Annotated in this window: 23 protein-coding genes and 2 tRNA genes; 14 read left to right on the top strand and 11 right to left on the bottom strand. The window is 62.6% G+C overall.

Annotated elements, in window-relative coordinates:
* Positions 1-2 precede the first annotated feature (2 nt).
* The 4 genes from J2W46_RS06950 to fdxA form a co-directional block, all read right to left on the bottom strand.
* Positions 3-476 carry a CreA family protein gene (locus tag J2W46_RS06950; RefSeq protein WP_310352415.1) on the bottom strand — a complete coding sequence of 158 codons (474 nt, stop codon included), beginning with the start codon at positions 474-476 and terminating at the stop codon, positions 3-5.
* Between the two features lie 248 nt (positions 477-724).
* Positions 725-800 (bottom strand) — tRNA-Asn (locus J2W46_RS06945).
* A 62-nt stretch (positions 801-862) separates the two neighbouring features.
* Positions 863-938: transfer RNA gene (locus J2W46_RS06940), tRNA-Asn, on the bottom strand.
* A gap of 117 nt (positions 939-1,055) precedes the next feature.
* On the bottom strand, positions 1,056-1,379 hold the full coding sequence (gene fdxA, locus J2W46_RS06935) for a ferredoxin FdxA (RefSeq protein WP_020069367.1): 324 nt from the start codon (positions 1,377-1,379) through the stop codon (positions 1,056-1,058).
* A gap of 295 nt (positions 1,380-1,674) precedes the next feature.
* Here fdxA and pncB point away from each other — a divergent pair, with 295 nt between their 5' ends.
* The 5 genes from pncB to J2W46_RS06910 all read left to right on the top strand — a co-directional run bounded on the left by pncB (position 1,675) and on the right by J2W46_RS06910 (position 7,658).
* Complete coding sequence (gene pncB, locus J2W46_RS06930) at positions 1,675-2,871, top strand: nicotinate phosphoribosyltransferase (protein WP_020069368.1); 1,197 nt, start codon at positions 1,675-1,677, stop codon at positions 2,869-2,871.
* A 127-nt stretch (positions 2,872-2,998) separates the two neighbouring features.
* Positions 2,999-3,661, top strand: a complete 663-nt coding sequence (locus tag J2W46_RS06925; RefSeq protein WP_310352412.1) for a LutC/YkgG family protein — start codon at positions 2,999-3,001, stop codon at positions 3,659-3,661.
* A 107-nt stretch (positions 3,662-3,768) separates the two neighbouring features.
* Entirely contained in the window at positions 3,769-5,169 is a 1,401-nt protein-coding gene (locus J2W46_RS06920) for a sodium:proton antiporter (RefSeq protein ID WP_310353072.1), read from the top strand.
* A 54-nt stretch (positions 5,170-5,223) separates the two neighbouring features.
* Positions 5,224-6,213: a 2-hydroxyacid dehydrogenase gene (locus J2W46_RS06915; protein ID WP_088173474.1), complete on the top strand. Its 990-nt coding sequence runs from the start codon at positions 5,224-5,226 to the stop codon at positions 6,211-6,213.
* Positions 6,210-7,658 (top strand): DNA recombination protein RmuC, encoded by a 1,449-nt coding sequence (locus J2W46_RS06910; protein ID WP_310352409.1) that lies wholly within the window; start codon positions 6,210-6,212, stop codon positions 7,656-7,658. The genes J2W46_RS06915 and J2W46_RS06910 overlap by 4 nt, the downstream gene beginning before the upstream one ends.
* 118 nt (positions 7,659-7,776) lie before the next feature.
* Here the strand turns inward: J2W46_RS06910 and J2W46_RS06905 are convergent, their stop codons facing one another.
* From J2W46_RS06905 to J2W46_RS06885, 5 genes are all read right to left on the bottom strand, one after another.
* Complete coding sequence (locus J2W46_RS06905) at positions 7,777-8,052, bottom strand: hypothetical protein (protein WP_006053283.1); 276 nt, start codon at positions 8,050-8,052, stop codon at positions 7,777-7,779.
* Positions 8,053-8,132: 80 nt separating this feature from the next.
* Positions 8,133-9,434: a molybdopterin molybdotransferase MoeA gene (gene moeA / locus J2W46_RS06900; protein ID WP_131320295.1), complete on the bottom strand. Its 1,302-nt coding sequence runs from the start codon at positions 9,432-9,434 to the stop codon at positions 8,133-8,135.
* A 59-nt stretch (positions 9,435-9,493) separates the two neighbouring features.
* The gene (gene mobA / locus J2W46_RS06895) at positions 9,494-10,132 is read right to left on the bottom strand and encodes a molybdenum cofactor guanylyltransferase MobA (protein ID WP_204522249.1); all 639 of its coding nucleotides are present in this window, start codon (positions 10,130-10,132) and stop codon (positions 9,494-9,496) included.
* 8 nt (positions 10,133-10,140) lie between these two features.
* Positions 10,141-11,250, bottom strand: a complete 1,110-nt coding sequence (gene moaA, locus J2W46_RS06890; protein ID WP_310352407.1) for a GTP 3',8-cyclase MoaA — start codon at positions 11,248-11,250, stop codon at positions 10,141-10,143.
* A gap of 194 nt (positions 11,251-11,444) precedes the next feature.
* Complete coding sequence (locus J2W46_RS06885; RefSeq protein ID WP_310352404.1) at positions 11,445-14,753, bottom strand: Rne/Rng family ribonuclease; 3,309 nt, start codon at positions 14,751-14,753, stop codon at positions 11,445-11,447.
* Positions 14,754-15,486: 733 nt separating this feature from the next.
* Between J2W46_RS06885 and J2W46_RS06880 the strand changes: the two genes are divergently transcribed.
* The 4 genes from J2W46_RS06880 to J2W46_RS06865 are packed head-to-tail and all read left to right on the top strand — an operon-like array spanning position 15,487 to position 18,636.
* A complete protein-coding gene (locus tag J2W46_RS06880) occupies positions 15,487-16,524 on the top strand; it encodes an RluA family pseudouridine synthase (RefSeq protein ID WP_027804850.1) in 1,038 nt (345 codons plus the stop codon).
* Positions 16,517-17,176 carry an HAD-IA family hydrolase gene (locus tag J2W46_RS06875; protein ID WP_020069378.1) on the top strand — a complete coding sequence of 220 codons (660 nt, stop codon included), beginning with the start codon at positions 16,517-16,519 and terminating at the stop codon, positions 17,174-17,176. Before J2W46_RS06880 ends, J2W46_RS06875 begins: the two co-directional genes overlap by 8 nt.
* A complete protein-coding gene (locus J2W46_RS06870; protein ID WP_020069379.1) occupies positions 17,173-17,589 on the top strand; it encodes a Rieske (2Fe-2S) protein in 417 nt (138 codons plus the stop codon). Before J2W46_RS06875 ends, J2W46_RS06870 begins: the two co-directional genes overlap by 4 nt.
* A gap of 42 nt (positions 17,590-17,631) precedes the next feature.
* Entirely contained in the window at positions 17,632-18,636 is a 1,005-nt protein-coding gene (locus J2W46_RS06865) for a S49 family peptidase (protein WP_020069380.1), read from the top strand.
* Between the two features lie 93 nt (positions 18,637-18,729).
* Here J2W46_RS06865 and J2W46_RS06860 read toward each other — a convergent pair whose 3' ends face one another.
* Complete coding sequence (locus J2W46_RS06860; RefSeq protein WP_087752812.1) at positions 18,730-19,449, bottom strand: SAM-dependent methyltransferase; 720 nt, start codon at positions 19,447-19,449, stop codon at positions 18,730-18,732.
* Positions 19,446-20,063: a Maf-like protein gene (locus tag J2W46_RS06855; RefSeq protein ID WP_310352395.1), complete on the bottom strand. Its 618-nt coding sequence runs from the start codon at positions 20,061-20,063 to the stop codon at positions 19,446-19,448. Before J2W46_RS06855 ends, J2W46_RS06860 begins: the two co-directional genes overlap by 4 nt.
* A 347-nt stretch (positions 20,064-20,410) precedes the next feature.
* Between J2W46_RS06855 and J2W46_RS06850 the strand changes: the two genes are divergently transcribed.
* From J2W46_RS06850 to fabD, 5 genes are all read left to right on the top strand, one after another.
* Positions 20,411-21,055 carry a DUF177 domain-containing protein gene (locus tag J2W46_RS06850; RefSeq protein ID WP_310068164.1) on the top strand — a complete coding sequence of 215 codons (645 nt, stop codon included), beginning with the start codon at positions 20,411-20,413 and terminating at the stop codon, positions 21,053-21,055.
* 101 nt (positions 21,056-21,156) lie between these two features.
* A complete protein-coding gene (gene rpmF / locus J2W46_RS06845) occupies positions 21,157-21,336 on the top strand; it encodes a 50S ribosomal protein L32 (protein ID WP_006051932.1) in 180 nt (59 codons plus the stop codon).
* Positions 21,337-21,508: 172 nt separating this feature from the next.
* Entirely contained in the window at positions 21,509-22,615 is a 1,107-nt protein-coding gene (plsX, locus tag J2W46_RS06840; protein WP_027776481.1) for a phosphate acyltransferase PlsX, read from the top strand.
* Entirely contained in the window at positions 22,615-23,604 is a 990-nt protein-coding gene (locus J2W46_RS06835; RefSeq protein ID WP_087752810.1) for a beta-ketoacyl-ACP synthase III, read from the top strand. The genes plsX and J2W46_RS06835 overlap by 1 nt, the downstream gene beginning before the upstream one ends.
* Positions 23,605-23,702: 98 nt before the next feature.
* Positions 23,703-24,638: an ACP S-malonyltransferase gene (fabD, locus tag J2W46_RS06830; protein ID WP_310352391.1), complete on the top strand. Its 936-nt coding sequence runs from the start codon at positions 23,703-23,705 to the stop codon at positions 24,636-24,638.
* Positions 24,639-24,668: the final 30 nt, after the last annotated feature.

The following is a 24,668-nucleotide window of genomic DNA, read 5'->3' as shown; positions in this document are numbered from 1 at the left end:
GGTCACTTCACAGGGATGGCGGTGCCGGCCGGCATCGGCACGGCGCTCACACTGTTTTTCGCGCTGCCGCTGACGACCCGGTCGCTATAGGTGAGATACACGAGCGCGTTGCGCTTTGTGTCGACCACGCGCACCACATGCAACGCCTTGAAGATTAGCGACATGCTCACGGAAAACACATCGGCTTGCTGTTTCACCGGACCGGCGAAATGAATTGCTCCGACCTGACGGCAGGCGATCGACGCCTCCGTGGGATCTTCCGCGATGCCGAGCGTGCCTTTTACGCCACCCGTGCGCGCACGCGACACGTAACAGGTCACGCCTTGAACGAGAGGATCGTCATAAGCCTCGACGACAACCCGGTCGGAACCGGTGATGTGAAAGTTCGTATTGACGCTGCCGACTTCTTCGCCGTGCGCGACCGGCACAGCGGCGGCGGCGACTGCAAGCGCGATTTGCAACGTGGTGATTTTCATGAGATGGCCGGGTTGAGCAGGAAGCGTTGGAGGCGCGTTGTGCGCCGCAAAGCTGTCATCGTATACCGCGGGAAGATTTGCGAGACGTTCGGCGACGGCTCGGCAGACGAGCCTTGGAAAAACCGCCGTGAATTGATGAGAGGGGAGCGACGCGCTGACCGCGAATGAGGTGCTCGCCCTGAAGGAAGACCGAACTGAAGGAAGGCTAAAAACAAAAAGGCCCGCACGGATGCGGGCCTTTAAAATTTTGGCTCCTCGACCTGGGCTCGAACCAGGGACCTACGGATTAACAGTCCGGCGCTCTACCGACTGAGCTATCGAGGAACAGCAGTACAACTTGATCTACATAAAAAAGCCCGTCTTGGTTAACGGGCTTTTGCAATTCTTGGCTCCTCGACCTGGGCTCGAACCAGGGACCTACGGATTAACAGTCCGGCGCTCTACCGACTGAGCTATCGAGGAACAGAAAAACAACAGCAGAGAAGCGAAATTGTAGAAGCAGCGTTGGCGCCTGTCAATACCTTGTGTTCATCTCAATTTGATCCGAACTACCGGGAGGTATGACGGGCTCTCAAACGCTCAGCGCGCGAGCAGGGCGAGCTTTTCCTTGACGTCCTTGAACTCGTCGGCTTCCGGCAGCGGCGCCTTGGTCTTGGTGATGCTCGGCCAGTTCTTGGCGAGATCGGCATTCAGCTCGATGAAGTTCTGCTGGTCGCCCGGCACGTCTTCTTCGGCATAAATGGCGTTCACCGGGCACTCGGCCACGCACACTGCGCAGTCGATGCATTCATCGGGGTCGATCGCGAGGAAGTTGGGACCTTCGCGAAAGCAGTCCACCGGGCACACATCGACGCAGTCGGTATAGCGGCACTTGATGCAGCTTTCGGTCACAACGTGAGTCATTCAGGCAGCTCCTGCATGCGGAATCAGGGAAGGCGCAAACGCCAAAAGCGGTATTGTAACGTAACGTCAAGAGGCGCATGCAGCATCGCACAACGCCGTTTATATGTTTTCGTGATTAGTTTATTGCGTGCGCGAAGAGTAACGGGTTCACGCTCGGCGGCGCGAGGGCAGGCCGCGCTCGCGCCTGAATGACGGCGCATTCGGGTAACATGCGTCAAGCCGGCGCGCACGAGGCGCCCCGATGCATGGGTTGAGTCAGGCCTTCCGTACTTCCTGCGGTCCAGTTCGCACCATCATGATTATTACTTCGCTGCTCGACACCGATCTGTACAAGTTCACGATGATGCAGGTGGTTCTGCATCATTTCCCCGCGGCCAACGTCGAGTATCGCTTCCGTTGCCGCACGCCGAACGTCGACCTCGTGCCCTACATCGGCGAGATACGCGACGAAGTGCGCAAGCTCTGCCAGCTGCGCTTCACCGACGAGGAGCTCGACTACCTCCGGCGCATGCGCTTCATTAAGGGCGACTTCATCGAGTTCCTCGCGCTCTTTCATCTGAACGAGAAGTACATTTCGATCGAGCCGTCGCCGAAGAACAACGGCGAGATCGACATTGAGATCAAAGGTCCGTGGCTACACACGATCCTGTTCGAGATCCCGATGCTCGCAATCGTCAACGAGGTCTACTTCCGCAATACGCAGCAGGAACCGGACTACAGCGAAGGCCGCGGGCGCCTGGTGGACAAGATGAAACTTCTGGGCGCGCGGCCGGAATTTGCCGACTGCAAGATTGCCGACTACGGCACGCGTCGCCGCTTTTCGAAGCAATGGCACGAAGAAGTGATCCTCACGCTGAAAGACGGCCTTGGCGAACAGTTCGCCGGCACCAGCAACGTGTTTTACGCAATGAAGCACAGCCTGACGCCGCTCGGCACCATGGCGCACGAGTATCTGCAGGCGTGCCAGGCGCTCGGCCCGCGGCTGCGCGATTCGCAGATCTTCGGCTTCGAAATGTGGGCGAAGGAATATCGCGGCGACCTTGGTATTGCACTGTCGGATGTTTATGGCATGCAGGCGTTTCTGCGCGACTTCGACATGTACTTCTGCAAGCTGTTCGACGGCGCGCGCCACGATTCGGGCGACCCGTTCGATTGGGGCGAGCGCCTGCTCCAGCACTACGAGGCGAACCGTTGCGATCCGCGCACGAAGATCCTGGTGTTCTCCGACGCGCTCGATATTCCCAAGGTGCTGCAGCTGTATGAGCGCTTCCGCGGACGCTGCAAGCTCGCCTTTGGCGTGGGCACGAATCTGACCAACGACCTCGGCTATAACCCGCTGCAGATCGTGATCAAGATGGTTCGCTGCAACGGGCAGCCCGTGGCGAAGCTGTCCGATTCGCCGGGCAAGAACATGTGCGAGGACAAGGCGTATCTCGCGTATCTGCGGCAGGTTTTCGGCATCGCGCAGCCCGAGGAAGAGTCCGCGAATTAACGGCTTGCGCACGCGTGTTTCCGCGCGTCTGAAGTGTTCCTATGCCGTTCGGCCAGGGTGTTCGCGCGGAGGGTGGCCGGTATAATTCCGACATATCGCACGGCTATCGACACGAGGACTTTCGCATATGGACACATCGATTGCCCGCCGCAACATTCTGGCGCGCATCCGCGCGGCGCAAGGCCGGGAGCCGGAGCCGTCCCCGTCCGAGCGGGAAGCGGCGGCGGACTATCTGGCGCGCCATCCGTCTGGCCCGCGCCCGGATATGCCGGCGGACCTGACCGGGCGGTTCATTGAAGAAGCGCAGAAAATGGCGACCACCGTCGACACGGTAGCGTCGCTCAGCGACGTGCCGGCCGCGGCGTATCGCTATCTCGCAGATCACTCGTTGCCGTTGCAAGCCATTGCCTGGGGAACGCTGCAGGATCTGCGCTGGAACGACGCAGGCCTCTCAGTTGAATTTCGCAAGCCGAGAGACGGTGACGTAGTGGGCCTGACCGGCTGCTTTTGTGCGACTGCCGAAACTGGCTCGCTCGTGTTGCTGTCCGGTCCGGACACTTATGCGTCAGCCGGTCTGCTGCCGGAAACGCATATCGCAATCGTGCCGGCTTCGCGCATCGTGGCGGGACACGAAGAAGCGTTCACATTGATCCGCAGCGAGCGGGGCGAGCTTCCGCGTGCGGTCAACTTCATCTCTGGGCCTTCGCGCACCGGGGATATCGAACAGACCATCGTGCTCGGCGCTCATGGGCCGTATCGCGTGCATGTGATCGTCGTACTCGGCGCCTGAGTGAAAACCACGCTTGTCTTCACGCGTGCGTAACTGTCCGCGGTGTTCAAGTCATTTCAACAAAGAAGGACCTCCGGCATATGACTAGACGTGCCGTGCCGACGTGCATGGTGCTCGTGGCTGCACTGACGCTGACGAGCTGGCCCCAACTGGCCTGCGCCGCCACACTCGAAGGCGCTTCGCTTTCCGCGCTCTGGGGATTGCCGTTTGCGGGCATGCTGCTCTCCATTGCCCTCTTTCCTCTCGTCGCACCGGCTTTCTGGCATCACCATTTTGGCAAGATTGCGGCGGCGTGGGCGCTGGTGTTTCTCGTGCCGTTCGCGTTTGCATTCGGTTGGGGCATCGCGTTAGGCACGCTAGTCCATGCGTTGCTCGAAGAATACATTCCCTTCATCGTGTTGCTGACTGCGCTGTACACGGTTGCGGGCGGCATCTGCGTGCGCGGCAATCTGCACGGCACGCCGCGCCTGAACACAACGATTCTCGCGCTCGGCACGTTGCTCGCGAGCGTAATGGGCACGACTGGCGCGGCGATGCTGCTCATCCGTCCGTTGCTGCGCGCGAACGACAATCGCCGGCATGTGGTGCACGTGGTCGTATTCTTCATTTTCCTGGTCGCGAATGCGGGCGGCTCGCTCTCGCCGCTGGGCGACCCGCCGCTCTTCCTGGGCTTCCTGCAGGGCGTCGACTTTTTCTGGACCACCACGCATCTCGCGCTGCCCATGTTGTTCGTTTGCGGTGTTCTACTAACAGCGTTCTATTTCCTCGACTCGCACTATTTCCATCAGCGTGAAGAAGAGCGTTCCCGTTTTCTTGACCCCACGCCCGACTCGCCGCTCGGCATCGACGGCAAGGTGAATTTCCTGCTACTTGGCGCGGTTGTCGGGCTCGTTCTGATGAGCGGGCTGTGGAAATCCGGCGTCAGTTTCGATGTGCTCGGAACCCATGTAGATTTACAGAATGCCGTACGCGATGTCGCGCTCGTCGTCGTCATGTTGCTTTCACTCGCATTGACGCCGCGTGCGGCTCGCAAGGGCAACGACTTCAACTGGGCGCCGATCGAAGAGGTGGCCAAGTTGTTCGCGGGCATCTTCGTGACGATTGCACCCGTCATCACGATACTGCGCGCGGGCGAAGCCGGTGCGTTTGCCGGCGCGGTTCATCTCGTCAACGATTCCGCAGGACGACCGCAAGACGCGATGTACTTCTGGGCGACGGGCCTGCTATCTTCGTTTCTGGACAACGCGCCGACGTACCTGGTGTTTTTCAACCTGGCCGGCGGCGATGCTTCGTCGCTCATGACAACCGGCGCCACCACGCTCGCGGCGATTTCGGCGGGTGCAGTGTTCATGGGCGCGAACAGTTATATCGGCAATGCGCCCAACTTCATGGTAAAGGCGATTGCAGAGTCGCGCGGTGTTCGCATGCCGAGCTTTTTCGCTTATCTGGGGTGGTCCGGTGCGGTGTTGCTGCCGCTTTTTCTTGTCACCGGTTGGCTGTTTTTCTGACACTGAGTCTGAAGCCGAGGCCGTCGAACTCGACACGCTATACGGAGAATTGCAATGCAGAAGATCCTCGTCGCCCGTCCGATTTTTCCCGATGTGATCGAACGGCTCAAACAGTATTTCGACGTCGACTGGAATCAGGGCGACGTGCTGTCCGCGGAAGAACTGAAGCGCCGTCTCGTTGACAAGGACGGCGCACTGACCGCGGGCGATCCTGTCGGCGCGGAGGTTCTCGCGGCCGCGCCGCGCCTTCGCGTGGTGTCGAATATGGCGGTGGGTTACAACAACTTCGACATGGCGGCGTTCAACGCAGCCAACGTGCTCGGCACGAATACGCCGGACGTGTTGAACGAGTCGACCGCGGACTTTGGCTGGGCGTTGATGATGGCTGCGGCTCGGCGCATCGCGGAATCGGAGCACTGGCTGCGCGCGGGCAAGTGGCAGAAGTGGGCGTACGACGGCTTTCTCGGTGGCGATATCCACGGCTCCACGCTGGGCGTGATCGGCATGGGCCGGATCGGCCAGGCGCTCGCACGGCGCGCGAAGGGCTTCAACATGCAGGTCATTTATCACAACCGCTCCCGGGTCGCGCCCGAGATCGAAGCCGAGCTGAATGCCGAATATGTGTCGAAGCAAGACCTGCTGCGGCGCGCCGATCATGTCGTGCTCGTGCTGCCCTATACGAAGGAGAATCATCACACGATCGGCGCTGCCGAACTCGCGCTGATGAAGCCCACCGCGACGCTGACTAATATCGCGCGCGGCGGCATCGTCGACGACGCAGCGCTCGTCGAGGCGCTTCGCTCCGGGCAGATCGCCGCGGCCGGCCTCGACGTCTTCGAGGGCGAGCCGAATCTGAATCCCGATCTGCTGAGCGTACCGAACATCGTGTTGACGCCGCATATTGCGAGCGCAACCGAGGCGACGCGCCGTGCAATGGCCAATCTCGCCGCGGACAATCTGATTGCCGGCCTTGGCGAAGGTCCGCGCGCCGGTCGGCCACCCAATCCGATCAATGCCGAAGTTATCGGCCGGGCGCGTGCATGACGTTGATTCTTGTCGCGGCCGTCGCAGTGCTGGCGGCTGCGCTCGTGCTTACCGTGGTCTTGCTGATGCGAGTCCACGGTCGCGCTAATGAGCACGAGCAGTTCGAAATGCTGAGCGATCGCATCGATACCGCAGCCGACGCGCAGGCACATGCCTATGAGCGCCTCGAGCGGCAATTGCGCAATGACATCACCGAGACCGCGCGCGTGTCGCGTACAGAGCAGAGCAGCGGCTTCGCGCATTTCCAGCAAACGCTGGCCGCGCAATTCAGCAGCATGACGACTGTGCAGGGCGGCAAGATCGACGGATTCGCGCAGCAACTGGACGCAGTGCGTCACAGCCTTCAGCAGCAGGCGCAGCAGGCGCGTGACGAACAGGGACGCTCGCTCAAGCAGTTCGGCGATACCCTCAGCCTGCAGCTCGGACAACTCACCGAGGTAAACGATCGCCGCTTCGCCGAGGTTCGCGCGACCATCGAACAGCGGCTGAAGGACATCGAGGCGAACAATGCCAGCAAGCTGGATGAAATGCGCCGTACCGTCGACGAAAAACTGCACGCCACGCTCGAACAACGCCTAGGCGAGTCGTTCAAGCTCGTGTCGGACCGCCTCGAACAGGTACATCGCGGTCTGGGCGAAATGCAGACGCTCGCGGCCGGCGTCGGCGATCTGAAGAAGGTGCTGACGAACGTGAAAACGCGCGGCACCTGGGGCGAAGTGCAGCTCGAAGCGTTGCTTGAACAACTGCTCACCGCCGACCAATACGCAAAGAACGTCGCCACCGTGCCGAAGAGCGCGGATCGCGTCGAGTTCGCTATCCGCCTGCCTGGACGGGTGGAGGCGGGCGGTGCGGCCACACCGGTATGGCTGCCTATCGACGCCAAGTTTCCACGCGAAGACTACGAGCGGCTCATCGACGCGCAGGAACGGGCCGACCCCGCCGCAGTGGAAGAGGCGTCGCGTGCCCTGGAAGCCAGGATTCGCGCAGAGGCACGCGCCATCGCCGAAAAATACGTGTCGCCGCCGCACACCACCGATTTCGCGCTGCTGTACCTGCCCACCGAGGGTCTCTACGCGGAAGTGCTGCGTCGGCCAGGTTTGTCGGATCTGCTGCAACGCGATTACCGCGTGACGATTGCGGGCCCCACTACGCTGACTGCATTGCTCAACAGTTTGCAGATGGGTTTTCGCACGCTTGCCATCGAGCGGCGCTCAAGTGAAGTGTGGCAAGTGCTCGGGGCGGTTAAGACGGAGTTCGGCAAGTTCGGCGACGTGCTGGCGAAGACCAAAGCGCAACTCGAAACAGTCACGCGTTCTATTGAAGCCGCTGAGACGCGCACCCGCGTGATGAATCGCAAACTGCGCGATGTCGAGGCGCTGCCCGGAGAGGAGGCGAGTGGTCTGATAGGCGGCGCGTTGCCGGGCGTCGATCCCGACGAGCAGTAAGCAGCAAGCAATGAGCAACAAGCAATGAGCAGTAACGCTGGCGCGGCGCGTGCGCGTCAGCAGTCCGCGCCTGCCGCGTCAGCGAGCGCGGCGGCAGTGGCGCGGAGCGGGGCACGCATCAGGCTTCTTCCGGTGCGTCGGTCAACTGGATTTCAATGCCGCCGAATCGCGACGCAACCCAGTTGTATGCGTGGCATGCAATCCACAGCAGGATGAAGCCAAGAATCGCATTCAACAGCAGCGCGCTGAACACCGTGCTCAGTTCGACAGAACCGTAGCGCACGAACGCGACGAGCACGCCGAGCAGCACGATCGGCACAGAAAACGTCAGATAGACGAGGATAAGTGCTTTGGCCGTCTGTCCCGGTGCGATGAACGAGATCTGTTTTTTCATGTAAGTCAAACCCGCATGTCGTAGTGGTAATGGGTAAAGCTGAATATGACCGTGGATGAAAGCGCCACGAGGCGGATACGTCAGATCAAGCCGTGGAACAGCATGATACTGACGCGTTCGCCCTCGCCAATGTCGCCTTCTTCATGGCCGAGCACGATGAAACAATTGGCCTCGCTCATCGAACTCAATACGCCGGAGCTTTGCGAGCCTGTCGGCGTGACCTGCCACTGGCCGTTCGCGGCCTGGCAAGCTATGCCGCGCTGGAATTCCGTGCGTCCGGCGCGTTTGCGGATTGGCCGCACGCTCGCCGCGTGAATCAGCGGCAGCGGCTGCGGCGCGGCGCCCGACATGAGCAGCAGCACTTCGCGCACGATCTGATAGAACGTCACCATCACGGCGACCGGATTGCCCGGCAGACCGAAGAATAACGCAGGTCGTCCAAGACCCGGCCGCTCGCCGGACCATACGCGGCCAAACGCAAGAGGGCGGCCCGGGCGCATGGCGAGGCTCCAGAACGCGACGTCGCCGAATGTCTGCAACAACTGCCTTGTGAAATCCGCCTCGCCAACTGAGACGCCACCGGAGGTCAGCACCACGTCGGCACTCTCCGCGGCGCTGCGCAGCGCGGCTTCGAGCGCGGCAGGTTCGTCCCGGATCACGCCCAGATCCAGCGCTTCCACGTTCAGGCGCCGCAACATGGCGAAGAGCGTGTAGCGGTTGCTGTCGTAGACCGCGCCCGGGTCGAGCGGCTCGCCCAGAGAGCGCAGTTCGTCGCCAGTGGAAAAGAATGCGACGCGCAAGCGCCGCCGAACATTGATTTCGCCGATGCCGAGCGAAGCCAGCAGGCCGAGGTCGGATGCGCGAATAATGCGGCCCGCATGTAACGCAACGTGGCCGCGAGCGAGGTCCTCGCCGGCTAGCCGCCGGTTTGCGCCTGCCTCGACCGCGTCGGCTGCAAAGCTGATCGAAGCGGAGTCGGCATTGCGCTCGACCAGTTCCTGCGGCACCACGGTGTCGCAGCCTTCCGGAACGCATGCGCCCGTCATGACGCGCACGCATTGCGCTGCTCCGACGTGGCCAGCAAACGGATGTCCCGCCAAAGCTTTGCCGACGACGGTCAGCTCGACCGGCTGCGCGCCGCTTCGCAATGCGGCGCCGTTGAACGCATAGCCGTCCATTGCGGAATTGACGTGCGACGGCACGTCGATCGGCGAAACGATGTCTGCGGCCAGCACGCGGTCGAGGGCGTCGCGCAAGGCCACGCGTTCGACGGCCGTAACCGGCGTCGCCCACTGGCGGGTAATCGCCTGGGCAGCCGAAACAGGTAGCGCATGAGGATCGTACTGCGCGACGCAGCGGGAAAATTCGTTATGCGTGGTCATGAAGAGCTGGACGTCGCGGCTGGCGGCTAGGTGGCGCTTGCCGTGCGGCGGAGCGGGATTCAGCCGGGGCCCCGATCACGCTCGAGGTCGGCGAGTTCTTGTAACGAATTGATATTGTAAAACGCACGCTCGTCGGTAAAGACGACTTCCACGGTCTTGTGGCGCGCGTACCACGCGCGCACCTTCCGCTCGCCGGCGGCCAGGTAGGCGGCGAGGTCGTCGGCGAGACCGGTGCGCAGCAGCGCGAAAACCGGGTGAAGCGAGCGATTTCCGTCGGCGTCAACGGTTGTAACGGTGGCGATGTCAGCTGCGTTTGCAGCAAGGGCCTGAGCAAGGCGCGCGGCGAGGTCGGCGGGGAGCCAGGGCGTGTCGCACGGCGCGCTCAGCAGGTATTCGCTGCGAGCAGTGCGCAGACCGGCCAGCAAACCGGCCAATGGCCCTGGGAATTCAGGCAACGTGTCGGCGACGATCTCTGCGCCGAACGGCGCACCGAGTGCTGCGTAAGCGTCCGGGTGGCGATTGGCGCTGATCAGCAGCGCGCCCGTCTGCGGCGCAAGGCGCTTCAGCACGTGACCGGCGAGTGGCTCGCCGTGCAAGGTCTGCAAACCTTTGTCGGCGCCGCCCATGCGTGTACCGCGGCCGCCCGCGAGCAGCAGGCCGGTAATCTGTTCGCGCGTCGGCGTCGCGGCTTGACCCATCCCAGCGATCAGCCGCCGATGTACGACATTTCGACGCGCCGTGCGTCCTGCTCGCGTGCTTCGGCCGCGTTGCTGCCGCGCAATTGCGAATAGCGGTCGCCGCGGCCTTGCCAGATTTCGGCGACGGCAGTTGCGATTTCGGCGTCGGTTGCCCCGCTGCGCAGCAACGCGCGCAGGTCGTGGCCCGACGATGCGAACAGGCACAGGTACAGCTTGCCCTCGGTCGAAAGGCGCGCCCGTGTACAGCTCGCACAAAACGCGCGGGTCACGCTGGAAATGACGCCGATTTCGCCGCTGCCGTCGGCATAGCCCCAGCGCTGCGCTGTCTCGGCTGCACTGTGCGCTTCGAGCGGCGCAAGCGGGAAATGCTCGTCGATGCGCGCGATCACGTCCGCCGACGGCAGCACTTCGGTCATGTTCCAACCGTTGGACGTGCCCACGTCCATGTATTCAATGAAGCGCAGCACGGCGCCCGAGCCTTTGAAATGGCGCGCCATCGGCACGATTTCGCTGTCATTCGTACCGCGCTTGACCACCATGTTGACCTTCACCGGCGCGAGGCCGACGGCGTGCGCGGCGGCGATTCCGTCGAGCACGTCGGCTACCGCGAAATCGGCGTCGTTCATGCGGCGAAACAGCATGTCGTCGAGCGCGTCGAGGCTGACGGTTACGCGGGTGAGGCCTGCGTCCTTGAGGCTGCGCGCCTTCCGGGCGAGCAGCGAGCCATTCGTGGTGAGCGTCAGGTCGAGCGGCCGGCCTGCTGGCGTAGTGAGTTGCGCGAGGCGTTCGATCAGGAATTCGAGATTCTTGCGCAGCAGCGGCTCGCCGCCCGTCAGGCGAATTTTTTCGACGCCATGCGCGACGAAAAGCCGCGCGAGCCGCTCGATTTCCTCGAAGCTTAACAACGCGCTGTGCGGCAGGAATGCATAGTCCTTGTCGAACACGGCGCGCGGCATGCAGTAGACGCAGCGGAAGTTGCAACGGTCCGTCACCGAAATGCGCAAGTCTCGCAACGGACGCGCGAGCGTGTCGTGCAGCGCGCCGCTAGGCGTCTGCACCGGGCCGGAAATGACCGGCGCCGCGCTGAGGTCGGCAACAGGGATGATGCGTCGGGACATGAGTGACTTGCGTTGTGCCAAACGGATAAGGCGATTCCTTCATTCTATCGGAAATGCCTTAAACGGCTGGGCGATGCCAACCCCTGTCGGGGTTTACGGGGAGGGCAGGGAGGTCGCTAGGGCAATGCGTTTCGCATGCGCAAAAAACAAAAAGCCCGCCGGTGAGGGCGGGCTTTTCGAAGCGGGTTGCAAGCTTACTGCGGATGCTTCCCGGTTTCCACTTGCTGCATCGGTGCCGTGTCGAGCGGCGGCAACGGCTTGCGCTCACGCACCACGCGCGGCGGTTTCACCGTTTGTGCGGCGGCTTCTTGTGCTGCGCGCAGCTTGTCGGCGTCGGTATTGACCCAGACAAGACCGGCTTGCTCCAGCACCGGCTTCAAGGCTTCAGCCGAGACGCCGCCGTTGAACGACGCGCGCGACGCCGACGGCGCTTGCGATGCCTGCGTGGCTTCGGCCACATCGGCGACTTCGGCGGCTTGCGGCGCGGCGGCGACAGGCGCCGGCTCGACCGCTGCTGAGTCCGCAGCCGGTGCGACTGCTGCCACGACCGGTTTCTGCTCGACGATCTGCGGTTGCGGTGCCGGCTCGGCGGCCGGAGCTGCGATCACTTCCGCCGGAGCGGCGGCCGCAGGTTCGACGTGAGCCTGCTCGGCTTGCGCTTCAGCCGCAGCCTCTTCACGAACGACCGGTTCCACGAGCGATACCGTCTCCGCCGCAGCCGGTGCAGCCTGCGCCGGTTCGACTGGCGCCACAGCTTGTGCAACAGGCGCCTGCACGACCGGTTCGACGGCAGCCGGAGCAGCCGGCACTTCGGCGACCGGCACGACCGTTTCCGTCTTCGCTGCCTTTTCGACAGCGAGTGCCGGCGTTTCGGTTGCAGCGTGGAGCTCCGTGACGACAGCCGTCTCGGTTGCAACGGCGGCAACAACGACTTCCACCGGCGCCACTTCCTTCACTTCCCGGGCTTCGCTCACTTCGGGCTTCGATTGGACGGGCTGATGCGCGGTGCGCACCGGTGCGTCGTCGCTGACGTTGACGTTGTCGCCTTCCGCTTCCGCGACGTCTGCCGCCAGGTTGCCGTTCACGTCTTCCTCACGCTCACGACGACCGCCGCGACGGCCGCGACGGCGACGACGACGCTCTTCGCCGTCACGCGCCACAGCTTCCTGATCGACCGGCGCAGCGTTGTCAGTAACGGCCGTCTGGTTTTGCGCCAGTGCCAGTTCTTCCGCGGTTTGCGCCTCGGCCTGGGTCATCGCATCGGCGGTTTCTGCCTGCGGTTTGCGGCGCTCGCCGCGCTCAGCGCGTTCTCCACGTTCGCGGCGCTCGCCGCGTTCCTGACGCTCGCCACGCTGTGCGCCTTCGGCCGTTTCAGCACGCTCGCCGCGATTGTCGCGCTCGCGGTTGTCACGCCCTTCGCGCGGTTCCCGTGCTTCGCGGGGTTCACGGCCTTCACGCGCTTCGCGGTTGCCGCGAGGTTCACGAGCCTCGCGCGGTTCACGCGGCTCACGGCCTTCGCGTGCATCACGCACCTCGCGGCCTTCGCGCGGCTCGCGTTCCTCGCGACGCTGCGAAGGCTGCTGGCCTTGACGGCCGCCGTTCGTCGCTTCGCCACGGGCTGCCGCATCGCGACCACCCGCGCCACTGCGACGATTACGGTTGCGATCGCCGCCGCGTTCGCCGGTGCGCTCACCGCGCTCCGAACGCTCGCCACGCTGTTGCGGACGGGCCGGCTTTTCGGTAGCCGCAGGCGCAACGGGCGCCGGCGCCGCCGGCTGCATGCCGAACAGATTCTTCAGCCAGCCGATGAAGCCGCCGCTCGCCTGCGTAACAGCGACGGGCGCCGGCGCTGCGACCGGTCGAACCGGCGCGCTCGGAGCCGGCTTCTCGGGCGTGATGCCCTTGACCGCCGCTTCCTGCTTCGGCTTCACTTCTTCGGTGCGCTTGCTGTAACCGGTTTCCGACTCCAGCTCGCGAGCCGCTTCTTCGGCCATCTTCCACGAAGCGCGCGGTTCGTCGAGGCGCGCGTCGTCGTGACGCAGACGTTCCAGCTTGTAGTGCGGCGTATCCAGGTGCTTGTTCGGCACCAGCACGACGTTCACCTTGAAGCGCGATTCGATCTTGTTGATTTCCGAACGCTTTTCGTTCAGCAGGAAGGCAGTCACTTCGACCGGCACCTGGCAATGGATCGCCGCGGTGTTTTCCTTCATGGCTTCTTCCTGAATGATCCGCAGCACTTGCAGCGCGGACGATTCGGTATCGCGGATGTGGCCCGTGCCGTTGCAGCGCGGGCACGTCACGTGGCTGCCTTCCGACAGGGCCGGACGCAGACGCTGACGCGACAGTTCCATCAGGCCGAAGCGCGAGATTTTGCCCATCTGGACGCGCGCACGGTCGTGCTTGAGGGCGTCTTTGAGGCGTTGCTCGACTTCGCGCTGGCTCTTGGCCGACTCCATGTCGATGAAGTCGATCACGATCAGGCCGCCCAGATCGCGCAGGCGCAACTGGCGCGCGACTTCGTCGGCGGCTTCGAGGTTGGTGCGCGCGGCCGTTTCCTCGATGTCCGCGCCCTTCGTGGCGCGGGCCGAGTTCACGTCGATTGCAACGAGCGCTTCGGTGTGGTCGATCACGATCGCGCCGCCCGAAGGCAGCGGGACCGTGCGCGAGTACGCCGTTTCGATCTGATGTTCGATCTGGAAGCGGGAGAAGAGCGGCACGTCGTCGTGGTAGCGCTTCACCTTGCTGACATTGTCCGGCATCACGATGTCCATGAAGGCGCGTGCCTGGTCATGAATCTCGGTGGTGTCGATCAGAATTTCGCCGATGTCCGGCTGGAAATAGTCGCGGATCGCGCGAATCACGAGGCTCGATTCGAGATAGATCAGCATCGGCTGGCCGCTCGAACCGCTTTGCGACGCGGCTTCGATCGCGCGCCACAGTTGCATCAGGTAGTTCAGGTCCCACTGCAGCTCTTCGGCGCTGCGGCCAATGCCGGCCGTGCGCGCGATGATGCTCATGCCTTCCGGCAATTGCAGCTGCGCCATGGTTTCGCGCAGTTCCTGGCGGTCGTCGCCTTCGATCCGGCGCGACACGCCGCCGCCGCGCGGGTTGTTCGGCATCAGAACGAGATAGCGGCCGGCGAGCGAGATGAAGGTGGTGAGGGCTGCGCCCTTGTTGCCGCGCTCTTCCTTTTCGACCTGGACGATCAGTTCCTGACCTTCCTTGAGTGCGTCCTGAATGCGCGCGGAGCGCATGTCGACGCCGTCGCGGAAATACTGGCGGGCGACTTCCTTGAACGGCAGGAAACCGTGGCGGTCTTCGCCGTAGTTGACGAAACAGGCTTCAAGCGACGGCTCGATGCGGGTAATGATGCCCTTGTAAATATTGCCTTTGCGCTGTTCGCGCCCGGCGGTTTCGATGTCGATGTCGATGAGTTTTTGCCCATCGACGATGGCAACGCGCAGTTCTTCCTGCTGCGTCGCATTGAACAACATGCGTTTCATGGAACGGCTCCAGTGCGGCTCGGCCGGCGCGCGTCGCCTTCGCGGTTGTCAGTCGCGAGCGCGAAGCGGGCAGCGGCATGCCGCGCCTTATTGTGTTTTCACAAGCACGCTGGAGCGGGAAAAATGGCGGGAGAATTGCCTGAGGGGGCCCGGCTCCATAAAGAAGGAGCGCGGTGCCGCAGGGCACATGCGAACACGGCTTCAAATAACGACCCGACACGCCGCGGGTTCTGCCGGCAGACCTTCATAAGCCTTTCGTCCCCTCTCGCCGGTGCGCCAACTGGGCGCGTGACCGGAGGGTCGAAGGCTGCGGTCGTGCCGCAACGGGAAGTTCGCGCAAGCGGCGCGTCTTTTCCTGCTGGGGGTGTCTCGCCTCATTTTGACGTCGCCAAGTCTTGTACTTTCTACAAGACGCCATGGGCGCACGCCGTATTTTCGCAACTCGCAGCTTCGTACAGCAGGACGTAAGACGCCCGATACCGAAGCTGAGAGTTAAATTCTTTTTTACCAAAATTCCGTTACCGTCGAAGCCGACCTTGACCGAACGCGCCTGTGGGCGCCGTCCCTGCCGAGTGCTGACTTCGTGCGTGCAACTTGTTGCATCTCATTTTCAGGGTGAGCAACCAGACCCCGGCACAAGTAAAATAACGATTTACGCTTGCACCTGCGCAATCCGCCCGAATTCCGGACACTGCGCCGGCCGCCGCAGACTGCTGGGCAAATTATATTCAGAATGAAAGAGTTAGGCAAAATATCCCAGAAATCGGTGACAAGCGCGGTCGCGAGCGATCAGGTCTCAGTGATCGAGATCGACGACAGCGCGGCCGGACAGCGCATCGACAACTTTCTGTTGCGAGTCTGTAAAGGCGTCCCCAAGAGCCACATTTATCGCATCCTGCGCAGCGGGGAAGTGCGTGTGAACAAGGGCCGGATCGACGCGCAGTATCGGCTCGAACTCGGCGATCTCGTGCGCGTGCCGCCCATCCGGGTCGCGCAGCCGAACGAGGCGGTGGCGCACGCGCCGGTGCCGAGCGCTGAGTTCCGGACCATTTTCGAAGACGAACACCTGCTCGTCATCGACAAACCGGCGGGTGTCGCGGTGCACGGCGGCAGCGGCGTCGCGTTCGGCGTGATCGAGCAGATGCGCGAGGCGCGGCCGCAGGCGAAGTTCCTCGAACTGGTGCATCGGCTGGATCGCGAGACCTCCGGCATCCTCATGCTCGCCAAGAAGCGTTCGGCGCTCGTGAATCTTCATGACCAGATTCGCGAGAACAGGATGGATAAGCGCTACTATGCGTGCGTTCATGGCGAATGGGCGAGCGACTGGGGGCGTCGCCGCGCCGTCAAGGAACCGCTGCACAAATACCTGACCGCAGACGGCGAGCGGCGCGTGCGCGTGCAGGCCGACGGTCTGGCGTCGCACACGGTCTTCAATCTCATCGACCGCTGGCCCGACTACGCGTTGCTCGAAGCAGAGTTGAAGACGGGCCGCACGCATCAGATCCGCGTTCATCTGCAGCATCTGGAACTGCCGATCGTCGGCGATGCCAAATACGGCGACTTCGCGCTGAACAAGGCGCTGGCTCGCGCGAATGCCAAACCCGGGCTCAAGCGCATGTTCCTGCACGCTTACCGGCTGAAGCTGACGCACCCCGCAACCGGCGCGCCGCTGCAGCTGGAGGCACCGTTGCCGGCCGAATGCCGCAATTTCATCGCGCAGCTCAACGAATTACGAAATGGGTCACACCCGGAGACGGCACCGCATGGCTAGAGAGCAGTTTGACCTGATCGTCTTCGACTGGGACGGAACGCTGATGGATTCCACCGCGCACATCACGCGCAGTATCCAGGCAGCGTGCCGTGATCTCGGTCTGCCGGTTCCAGCGGACGAAGCCGCGAGCTATGTGATCGGCCTCGGTTTGCGCGACGCGCTGCAAATCGCCGCGCCCACGCTCGATCCGAGCGACTACCCACGGCTCGCCGAGCGCTACCGGTTCCACTATCTGGTGAAAGATCAGACCACAGAGTTGTTCGTCGGCGTGCGCGAAATGCTGCAGGAGTTGCGCGATCAGGGCTATCTGCTGGCGGTGGCGACGGGTAAAAGTCGCGTTGGACTCAACCGCGCGCTCGATCAGGTGCGGCTGACCAGCCTGTTCGACGGCACCCGCTGCGCGGATGAGACGTTTTCCAAGCCGCATCCAGCCATGTTGCACGAATTGACGCGCGAACTGGGGCAGGACCCGGTGCGCACGGTGATGGTCGGTGACACGACCCATGATCTGCAGATGGCGATCAACGCTGGCGTCGCCGGTGTCGGCGTGACCTACGGCGCGCATCCGGCCGGGTCGTTGAGCGCGCTGTCGCCGAAATATGTCGCCTCCAGCGTGGGCGCGCTGTCGTCCTGGTTGAGGGAGAACGCATGAGCACCGGCGTGAGCGAGGGCGGGGGCGAGGCTACCGTTCAGGCGGTTCGGGTGTGCGCATCCGGGGAACTCGTGGACGGCGGAATGGGCGTGCGGCGGGCCGCCAGAATCGGTGCCGATGAAGTCGTGGTGTTTTTTGTTCGCTACGAGGGTCGTGCTCACGGCTATCTGAACCGCTGCGCTCACGTTCCGATGGAACTGGATTGGGCGGAGGGTCAGTTCTTCGAATCGTCCGGTTTATACTTGATGTGCGCCACACATGGGGCGATTTACGCGCCGGATACCGGCAAATGCGTAGGCGGTCCGTGCCGCGGCGGCAGGCTGCGGGCGCTGAAAGTAGACGAGCGCGATACGCCCGAGGGCCGCGCTGTGTTCTGGCTTCCCGACGGCGAGTTGCAACCCGCCGCGTCCTGATCCGCGTTTTGATCTGTCTTCCTCGAAAATTCCACTGCACGCATGTCCGATAATTTGACGCCTGAAACGAAAGAACCGGCTATGAGCGGCCATAGCCGAGTCTCCGCCGACGAGCCCGGCTGGGAACGCGCGGCGCTCGAGCGCATAGCGCTTGCTGCAATCAACGAACAGCGTGCCGCTCGCCGCTGGAAAATCTTCTTCCGTCTGCTGTTTCTTGTCTTGCTGGGGCTGGTGATCTGGGCGGTGTTCATATTTTCCGGCGACAAGCTTGCGGCTACGGGCCGTCATACGGCATTGATCGCACTTGACGGCGAAATCTCCGCAGATACGAACGCCAACGCCGAAGATGTTGGCGCGGCGCTCGAAAGTGCGTTCGGCGACGCGGGCACGGCCGGGGTGATCCTTCGCTGCAACAGCCCGGGTGGCAGTCCCGTGCAAGCGGGCATCATTTATGACCAAATTCGTCGATTGCGTGCAAAACATCCGTCAATTCCGCTCTACGTCGTCGTGGGCGACATGTGTGCGTCGGGCGGTTACTACGCTGCCGCTGCCGGCGACAAGATCTATGTCGACAAGGCGAGCATCGTCGGCTCGATTGGCGTGTTGATGGACAGCTTCGGTTTCACCGGGCTCATGGACAAGCTGGGCATCCAGCGCCGCCTGCATACATCTGGCGAGAATAAGGGGTTTTATGACCCGTTCTCGCCCGAAACGCCGAAGATGGACGAGCATGCGCAAGAAATGCTCGATCAGATCCACGGGCAATTTATCGACGCAGTTCGCCAAGGTCGCGGCAAACGCCTTCACGAAACGCCCGATATGTTCTCCGGGCTCTTCTGGACCGGTCAGAAGAGCGTCGAACTAGGTCTCGCGGATGGTTTTGGCGACGCCAACTTTGTGGCGCGCGAGATTATCAAGGCGCCGGAGATCGTCGACTACACGGTGAAGGAAAGCATCACCGACCGCGTCGCGCGCAAATTCGGCGCGGCCGTCGGCAATGGCGCCGTGCACGCGATGGCGTTGGGCGGCAAGCTCAACTTGCGCTAATCCGAGCGAGGCGCTCCTGTCGCAAAAGCCCCGCGCGGTCGTTCGGACCGGGCGGGGCTTTTTTGCATCGAAGTGGCTGGGAGGCCGTTTCGTTCAAGCGGCCAGTATCAGAAAAATCGCCGGCCGCTTATGCAGATCGAGTGCCGGTTTCTTCTTCCAGTCGGCCACCGTGTGGCTGCGGATCGTTTCCGTTTGTAGCGTCAGATCCACGGCGACGCAAACGAGTGTCGATGGCGCGCAGGTTGCCAGCAAGGTGTCCAGCAGTGCGCGGTTGCGATATGGCGTTTCAATGAAGATCTGCGTCTGCTTGCCCTTGCGCGATGTCAATTCGAGCTCGCGCAGGCGTTTGGCCCGTTCGGTCGCGTCGACCGGCAAATACCCGTGGAAAGCAAAACTTTGGCCGTTCAGCCCGGAAGCCATTAGCGCAAGCAGGATCGAGCTCGGCCCTACGAACGGCACGACCTTGACTCCGCGTTCATGCGCCCGCCGCACCAGCAGCGCTCCTGGATCGGCTACCGCAGGGCAACCCGCTTCCGATACGAGGCCGGCGTCCGTGCCGGCCAGAACCGGCGCAAGCAGTTTGTCGATCTCGCCGGCCGGCGTGTTGACGTTCAGTTCGCGGATCTCGATTTCCTGGATGGGCTGCTCGGTGCCTACCTTCTTCAGAAATGCTCGTGTTGTCTTGGCGTTTTCGCCGATGTAGTACCGAAGCGCCGCGGCGCGGGCCCGCACCGGGGCCGGCAGGACGGCGTCGAGCGCGTCGGCGTCGCCTTCGCCTAGCGTATTCGGAATCAAATAGAGCGTGCCGCTCATTGCGCCCCCAATAACGGATAACCCGCCGTCAGCAGCATGTCCGAGAGCGCAATCAGCGGCAGGCCGACGAGTGCAGTCGGATCGTCGGAATGGATGGCTTCGAGCAGCGCAATGCCGAGCCCTTCGGACTTGGCGCTGCCGGCGACGTCGTACGGCGTTTCAGCGAGAAGATAGGCTTCGAGCGCTGCGTCCGGCAGTTCGCGGAATCGCACGCGGGTGATCACGTCGACGCTCTGGGCGGTTCGCGAGCGGCTGTCGAACAGACACAGCGCACTATGAAACAGCACCTCGCGGCCGCGCATTGCTTGCAATTGTGCGAGCGCCTTGTCGTGAGACCCCGGCTTGCCGATTTGCAGGCCGTCGTAAGTGGCGACCTGGTCGGAGCCGATTACGAGGACGGCTTCGTCGGCGGGAAGCGCGCTGGCAACCGCTCGAGCCTTCGCCTCGGCGAGCCGCAAAGCGGTGGCGTCGGGTGTTTCGCCGGCGTGCGCGGTTTCGTCGATCGCGGGCACAGCAACGTCGAATGGAATGCGAAGGCGTTCAAGCAACTCGCGTCGATAGGGCGAACTCGACGCCAGAATGACGCGTGGCGGGCTTTGTGGGGAGTCTGGCATGGACGATCAACGGCTAAAAGGGCGGGACGTACGACGTTGCGCGGAGGCCGCGCTGGTACGAGCTTAAGTGTTTGACTCGAAAAGACAAAGCGGATATGATTTTGGGCTTTTCATCGGTATGCTTGCGTCAGGCGTGGCTCGCCGAGCGTGACGCGGTGAGAGCTGGAAGGGTAGCTGCAAGCAGGACTGCGGTGTCGTTGCGGTCATGCAGTTTAGCGGCAACACAATCGTGCATCGCTCAAGTTTCGCGGCCTTCTCGCGGACTGATTCACCCCGTGATTACCCTTGATTGACCCGTGAGTTGCCGGTGTTTAACCGGCGAAATCATTGCCGACGCAGGAGCGCACATGACTCAACATCCTGGCAAACCTGCAGGTCTGTCCGACCCGCATGAACTCGATCTGTTCGAATTTGCGCGAAGTGGACGGCAGGCCGCGGGTGTCGTGCGCGTCTCGCAACTGCCGCGCATGTTAAACGAAGTCCCGGCAGAAGCGCCAGAGCGCGACACCGCGTTCACGTGGCAAGCCGAAGGGGCGACGCAGCCGGAATTGCAGGACGACGGCACCGAGGGGCCTCAACCTTATCTGAGGTTGGCGATCCACGGCGCTGCATGGCTCGAATGTCAGCGATGCATGACACCGTATTCGCAGGCGTTCAACGTCGACGCAACTTATCGGATCGTCAACACCGAGGCGGAAGCCGAAGAGTTTCCGCTCGACGAGGATGAAGTCGAAGTGATCGTGGGCTCGCGCCAGTTCGATCTCATCGACTTGATCGAAGAAGAGTTGCTGCTTTCTTTGCCGCTCGTGCCCAAGCATGAGGTCTGTCCCGAGGTGCACGAAAGTCTCGTCTCGGGTGTGGCCGGTGCCGAAGGCGAAGGTGACGAAGCCGCGCTGGACGAAGCAGGCGAGGGCGATGAGCCCGAGCGGCCGAATCCGTTCGCGGCGCTCGAAAGTCTCAAGCGCGGCGAGCCGGGCGACAAGAAGCATTGAACAGTTGCATGGGAGCGCGATACGGGCGCATTGGCCATTCGGCCAATGGCGGACACCGGGTCGGGCTGTGTTAGAATTCGGAAAATTTTTAGGAGTTAGTCATGGCAGTTCAACAAAATAAGAAGTCGCCGTCGAAGCGCGGCATGCACCGTTCGCACGATTTCCTGACGGCAGCGCCGCTGGCCGTGGAACCGAGCACGGGCGAAGTGCATCTGCGTCACCACGTTAGCCCGAACGGCTACTATCGCGGCAAGAAAGTCGTCAAGACGAAGAACGACTAATCGTTTCACTGCGATGCGCCAACTGGCGTTTCGCGTGGCGATCAGCTCGCTTGACATTTTCCCGGCTCGGCAAAAAGGCGGCATTCGTTTGCCGCTTTTTTGTGTCGATCGCAGTTGCAGCTTCAGCGCTTACTGCGATCTCATGCAGAGCGCCTGAAATTCGCCGCACTCCATGACAGTAAAGCTCACGATAGATTGCATGGGAGGCGACCACGGCCCGTCCGTGACCGTTCCCGCTGCCGTCAACTTCGTTCGTTCGCATCCCGACGCGCAATTGCTGCTCGTCGGCATTGAGACTGCGATTCGTGCGCAGCTGAAGAAGTTGAAGGCTCAGGACCTGCCGGCGCTGACGGTCGTATCCGCTTCCGAGATCGTTGCAATGGACGACCCGGTCGAGGTCGCGCTGCGCAAGAAAAAAGATTCATCCATGCGCGTCGCGCTGAATCGCGTCAAGGAAGGCGAGGCGCAAGCCTGCATTTCCGCCGGCAATACCGGCGCACTCATGGCGGTTTCGCGTTATGTGCTGAAAACGCTGTCGGGAATCGAGCGCCCGGCAATTGCGTCCGCTTTGCCGAACCCGAACGGCTACACCATGATGCTCGACCTGGGCGCCAACGTCGACTGCGAGCCGCAGCATCTGCTGCAATTTGCGGAGATGGGGCACGCGCTCGTGTCGGCGCTGGAAGGCCGTGAGCGGCCCACCATTGGTCTCCTGAATATTGGCGAAGAAGTCATCAAGGGCAATGACACGATTAAGCGTGCCGGGGAGTTGCTGCGCGCGAGCACACTTAACTTCCACGGCAACGTAGAAGGCAACGACATCTTCAAGGGCACGGTCGACGTGATCGTGTGCGATGGTTTCGTCGGCAACGTGGCGCTCAAGACCTCTGAAGGCCTCGCGCAAATGCTGTCGAACATCATCAAGGAAGAGTTTGGGCGTTCGTGGCTTACCAAAGTGATGGCGGTGCTCGCGCTGCCCGTGTTGATGCGCTTCAAGAAGCGCGTCGATCATCGGCAATATAATGGTGCTGCGCTGCTCGGCCTGCGCGGACTGGTGATCAAAAGCCACGGTTCCGCAGATGCCTACGCGTTTGAGTGGGCTATCAAACGCGGGTATGATGCCGTCAAAAACGGCGTGCTGGAGCGCCTTGCGCAAGCGATGGAAGAGAACGCTGGTTCTCTTGAACAGGCGGCGCGCGACGCAAGCGGTGCGGGTCACGCAAGCCCCATCGCAGGCCAGCCGGCCGAGCCCTACGCTGCGCAATCCTCGAAGGCATAATGGCTCAATCGACAATTTATTCCCGCGTCCTCGGTACCGGCAGCTATCTGCCGCCCGCGCGCGTCACCAATCAGGACCTCGCTGAGCGTCTGGCGAAGCAAGGCGTCGAAACGAGCGACGAGTGGATCGTGGCCCGCACGGGCATCCATGCACGTCACTTCGCGGATCCTGATGTCACAACCAGCGACCTCGCGCAGTTCGCGTCGCTGCGTGCGATCGAAGCGGCGGACATCGACCCCCAATCCATCGATCTGATCATTGTTGCCACTTCCACGCCGGACTTCGTGTTTCCGAGCACGGCGTGCCTGTTGCAAAACAAGCTCGGCATCAAGAATCACGGCGCGGCGTTCGACGTGCAGGCCGTCTGCTCCGGCTTCGCTTACGCGGTGGCTATGGCCGACAGTCTGATTCGCGGCGGCCAGCATCGCACGGCGCTCGTCGTCGGCGCCGAGACGTTCTCGCGCATTCTCGATTTCAATGACCGCACCACCTGCGTGCTGTTTGGCGACGGCGCCGGCGCGGTGATCCTGCAGGCGTCGGACGAGCCGGGCGTGCTTGCGAGCGCATTGCATGCAGACGGCAGCCATTCGAACATTCTGTGCACGCCGGGCAACGTGAACGGCGGTGTGATCGCCGGTAGCGCGTTCCTGCATATGGACGGGCAGGCGGTGTTCAAGCTCGCTGTGAACGTGCTCGAAAAGGTCGCGGTCGAGGCACTCGAAAAAGCGAATCTTTCCGCCGATCAGATCGACTGGCTGATTCCGCATCAGGCCAACATCCGCATCATGCAGAGCACTTGCCGCAAGCTCGGCTTGCCGCAGGAACGCATGGTCGTCACGGTGGGCGAGCACGGCAATACGTCGGCTGCGTCCATTCCGCTCGCACTCGACGTCGCGGTCCGCGACGGTCGCATCAAGCGCGGCCAGAACGTGCTGATCGAGGGCGTCGGCGGCGGCTTCACGTGGGGCGCGTCGGTCATTCGCTACTAAGCGGGCCGACTTCAGGCGGCGCTCTTCATGCGCCCATGCGTCGCGTGCTTTCGAGCCGCGCGCACCTCACATCTGACTAAATCGATTTTGGGGACGATATGAAATTCGCGTTCGTTTTTCCCGGACAGGGTTCGCAATCGGTCGGCATGCTCAATGCATTTGCCGACCATGCGATTGTGCGCGAGACAGTTCAGGAAGCGTCCGACGCGCTGAGTCAGGATATCGGCAAGCTGATCGCCGAGGGTCCGGCCGAAGATCTGAATCTCACTACGAACACGCAGCCGGTCATGCTGACCGCGGCCTACGCGATCTATCGCGCGTGGCAGCAGGCGGGCGGCCCCACGCCGGCCATCGTCGCGGGTCATAGTCTCGGCGAATACACGGCGCTCGTCGCGGCTGGTGCGATCGCGTTTCGCGATGCCGTGCCGCTCGTGCGTTTCCGCGCGCAGGCGATGCAAACGGCGGTGCCCGTCGGCGAAGGCGGCATGGCGGCGATCCTCGGTCTGGACGACGACACCGTGCGCGCTGTTTGCGCCGAAGCGGCGGCCACGGGCGTCGTCGAAGCGGTCAATTTCAACGCGCCTGCTCAGGTCGTGATCGCGGGCCACAAGGCAGCGGTCGAAAAAGCCTGTGAAGTGGCGAAGGCGAAGGGCGCAAAGCGCGCGCTGCCGCTGCCGGTATCGGCGCCGTTCCATTCGTCGCTGCTGAAGCCGGCGTCGGATCAATTGCGCGAGTATCTGGCGAGCGTCAACGTTCAGGTGCCGTCGATTCCGGTCATCAACAATGTCGACGTCGCGATCGTGAACGAGCCGGCACAGATCAAAGATGCACTGGTGCGCCAGGCGGCCGGCGCGGTGCGCTGGGTCGAATGCATTCAGGCCATGGCGGCTCAAGGCGTCACGCACGTCGTCGAATGCGGGCCGGGCAAGGTCCTTGCGGGCCTCACGAAGCGTATCGACGGCAATCTGGTCGGCGCGTCCGTGTTCGATCCCGCTTCGCTGGAAGAAGCGCTCAAGCTCGTTACGGCAGGTTGAGCGCTGCATCGCATAGACGGCAACAGGCAT

The sequence above is a fragment of the Paraburkholderia strydomiana genome (assembly GCF_031456815.1).
Lineage (GTDB): Bacteria > Pseudomonadota > Gammaproteobacteria > Burkholderiales > Burkholderiaceae > Paraburkholderia > Paraburkholderia caledonica.
Note: the sequence above shows the minus strand (reverse complement) of the source record. Positions and strands in the feature narration are given on the sequence as shown.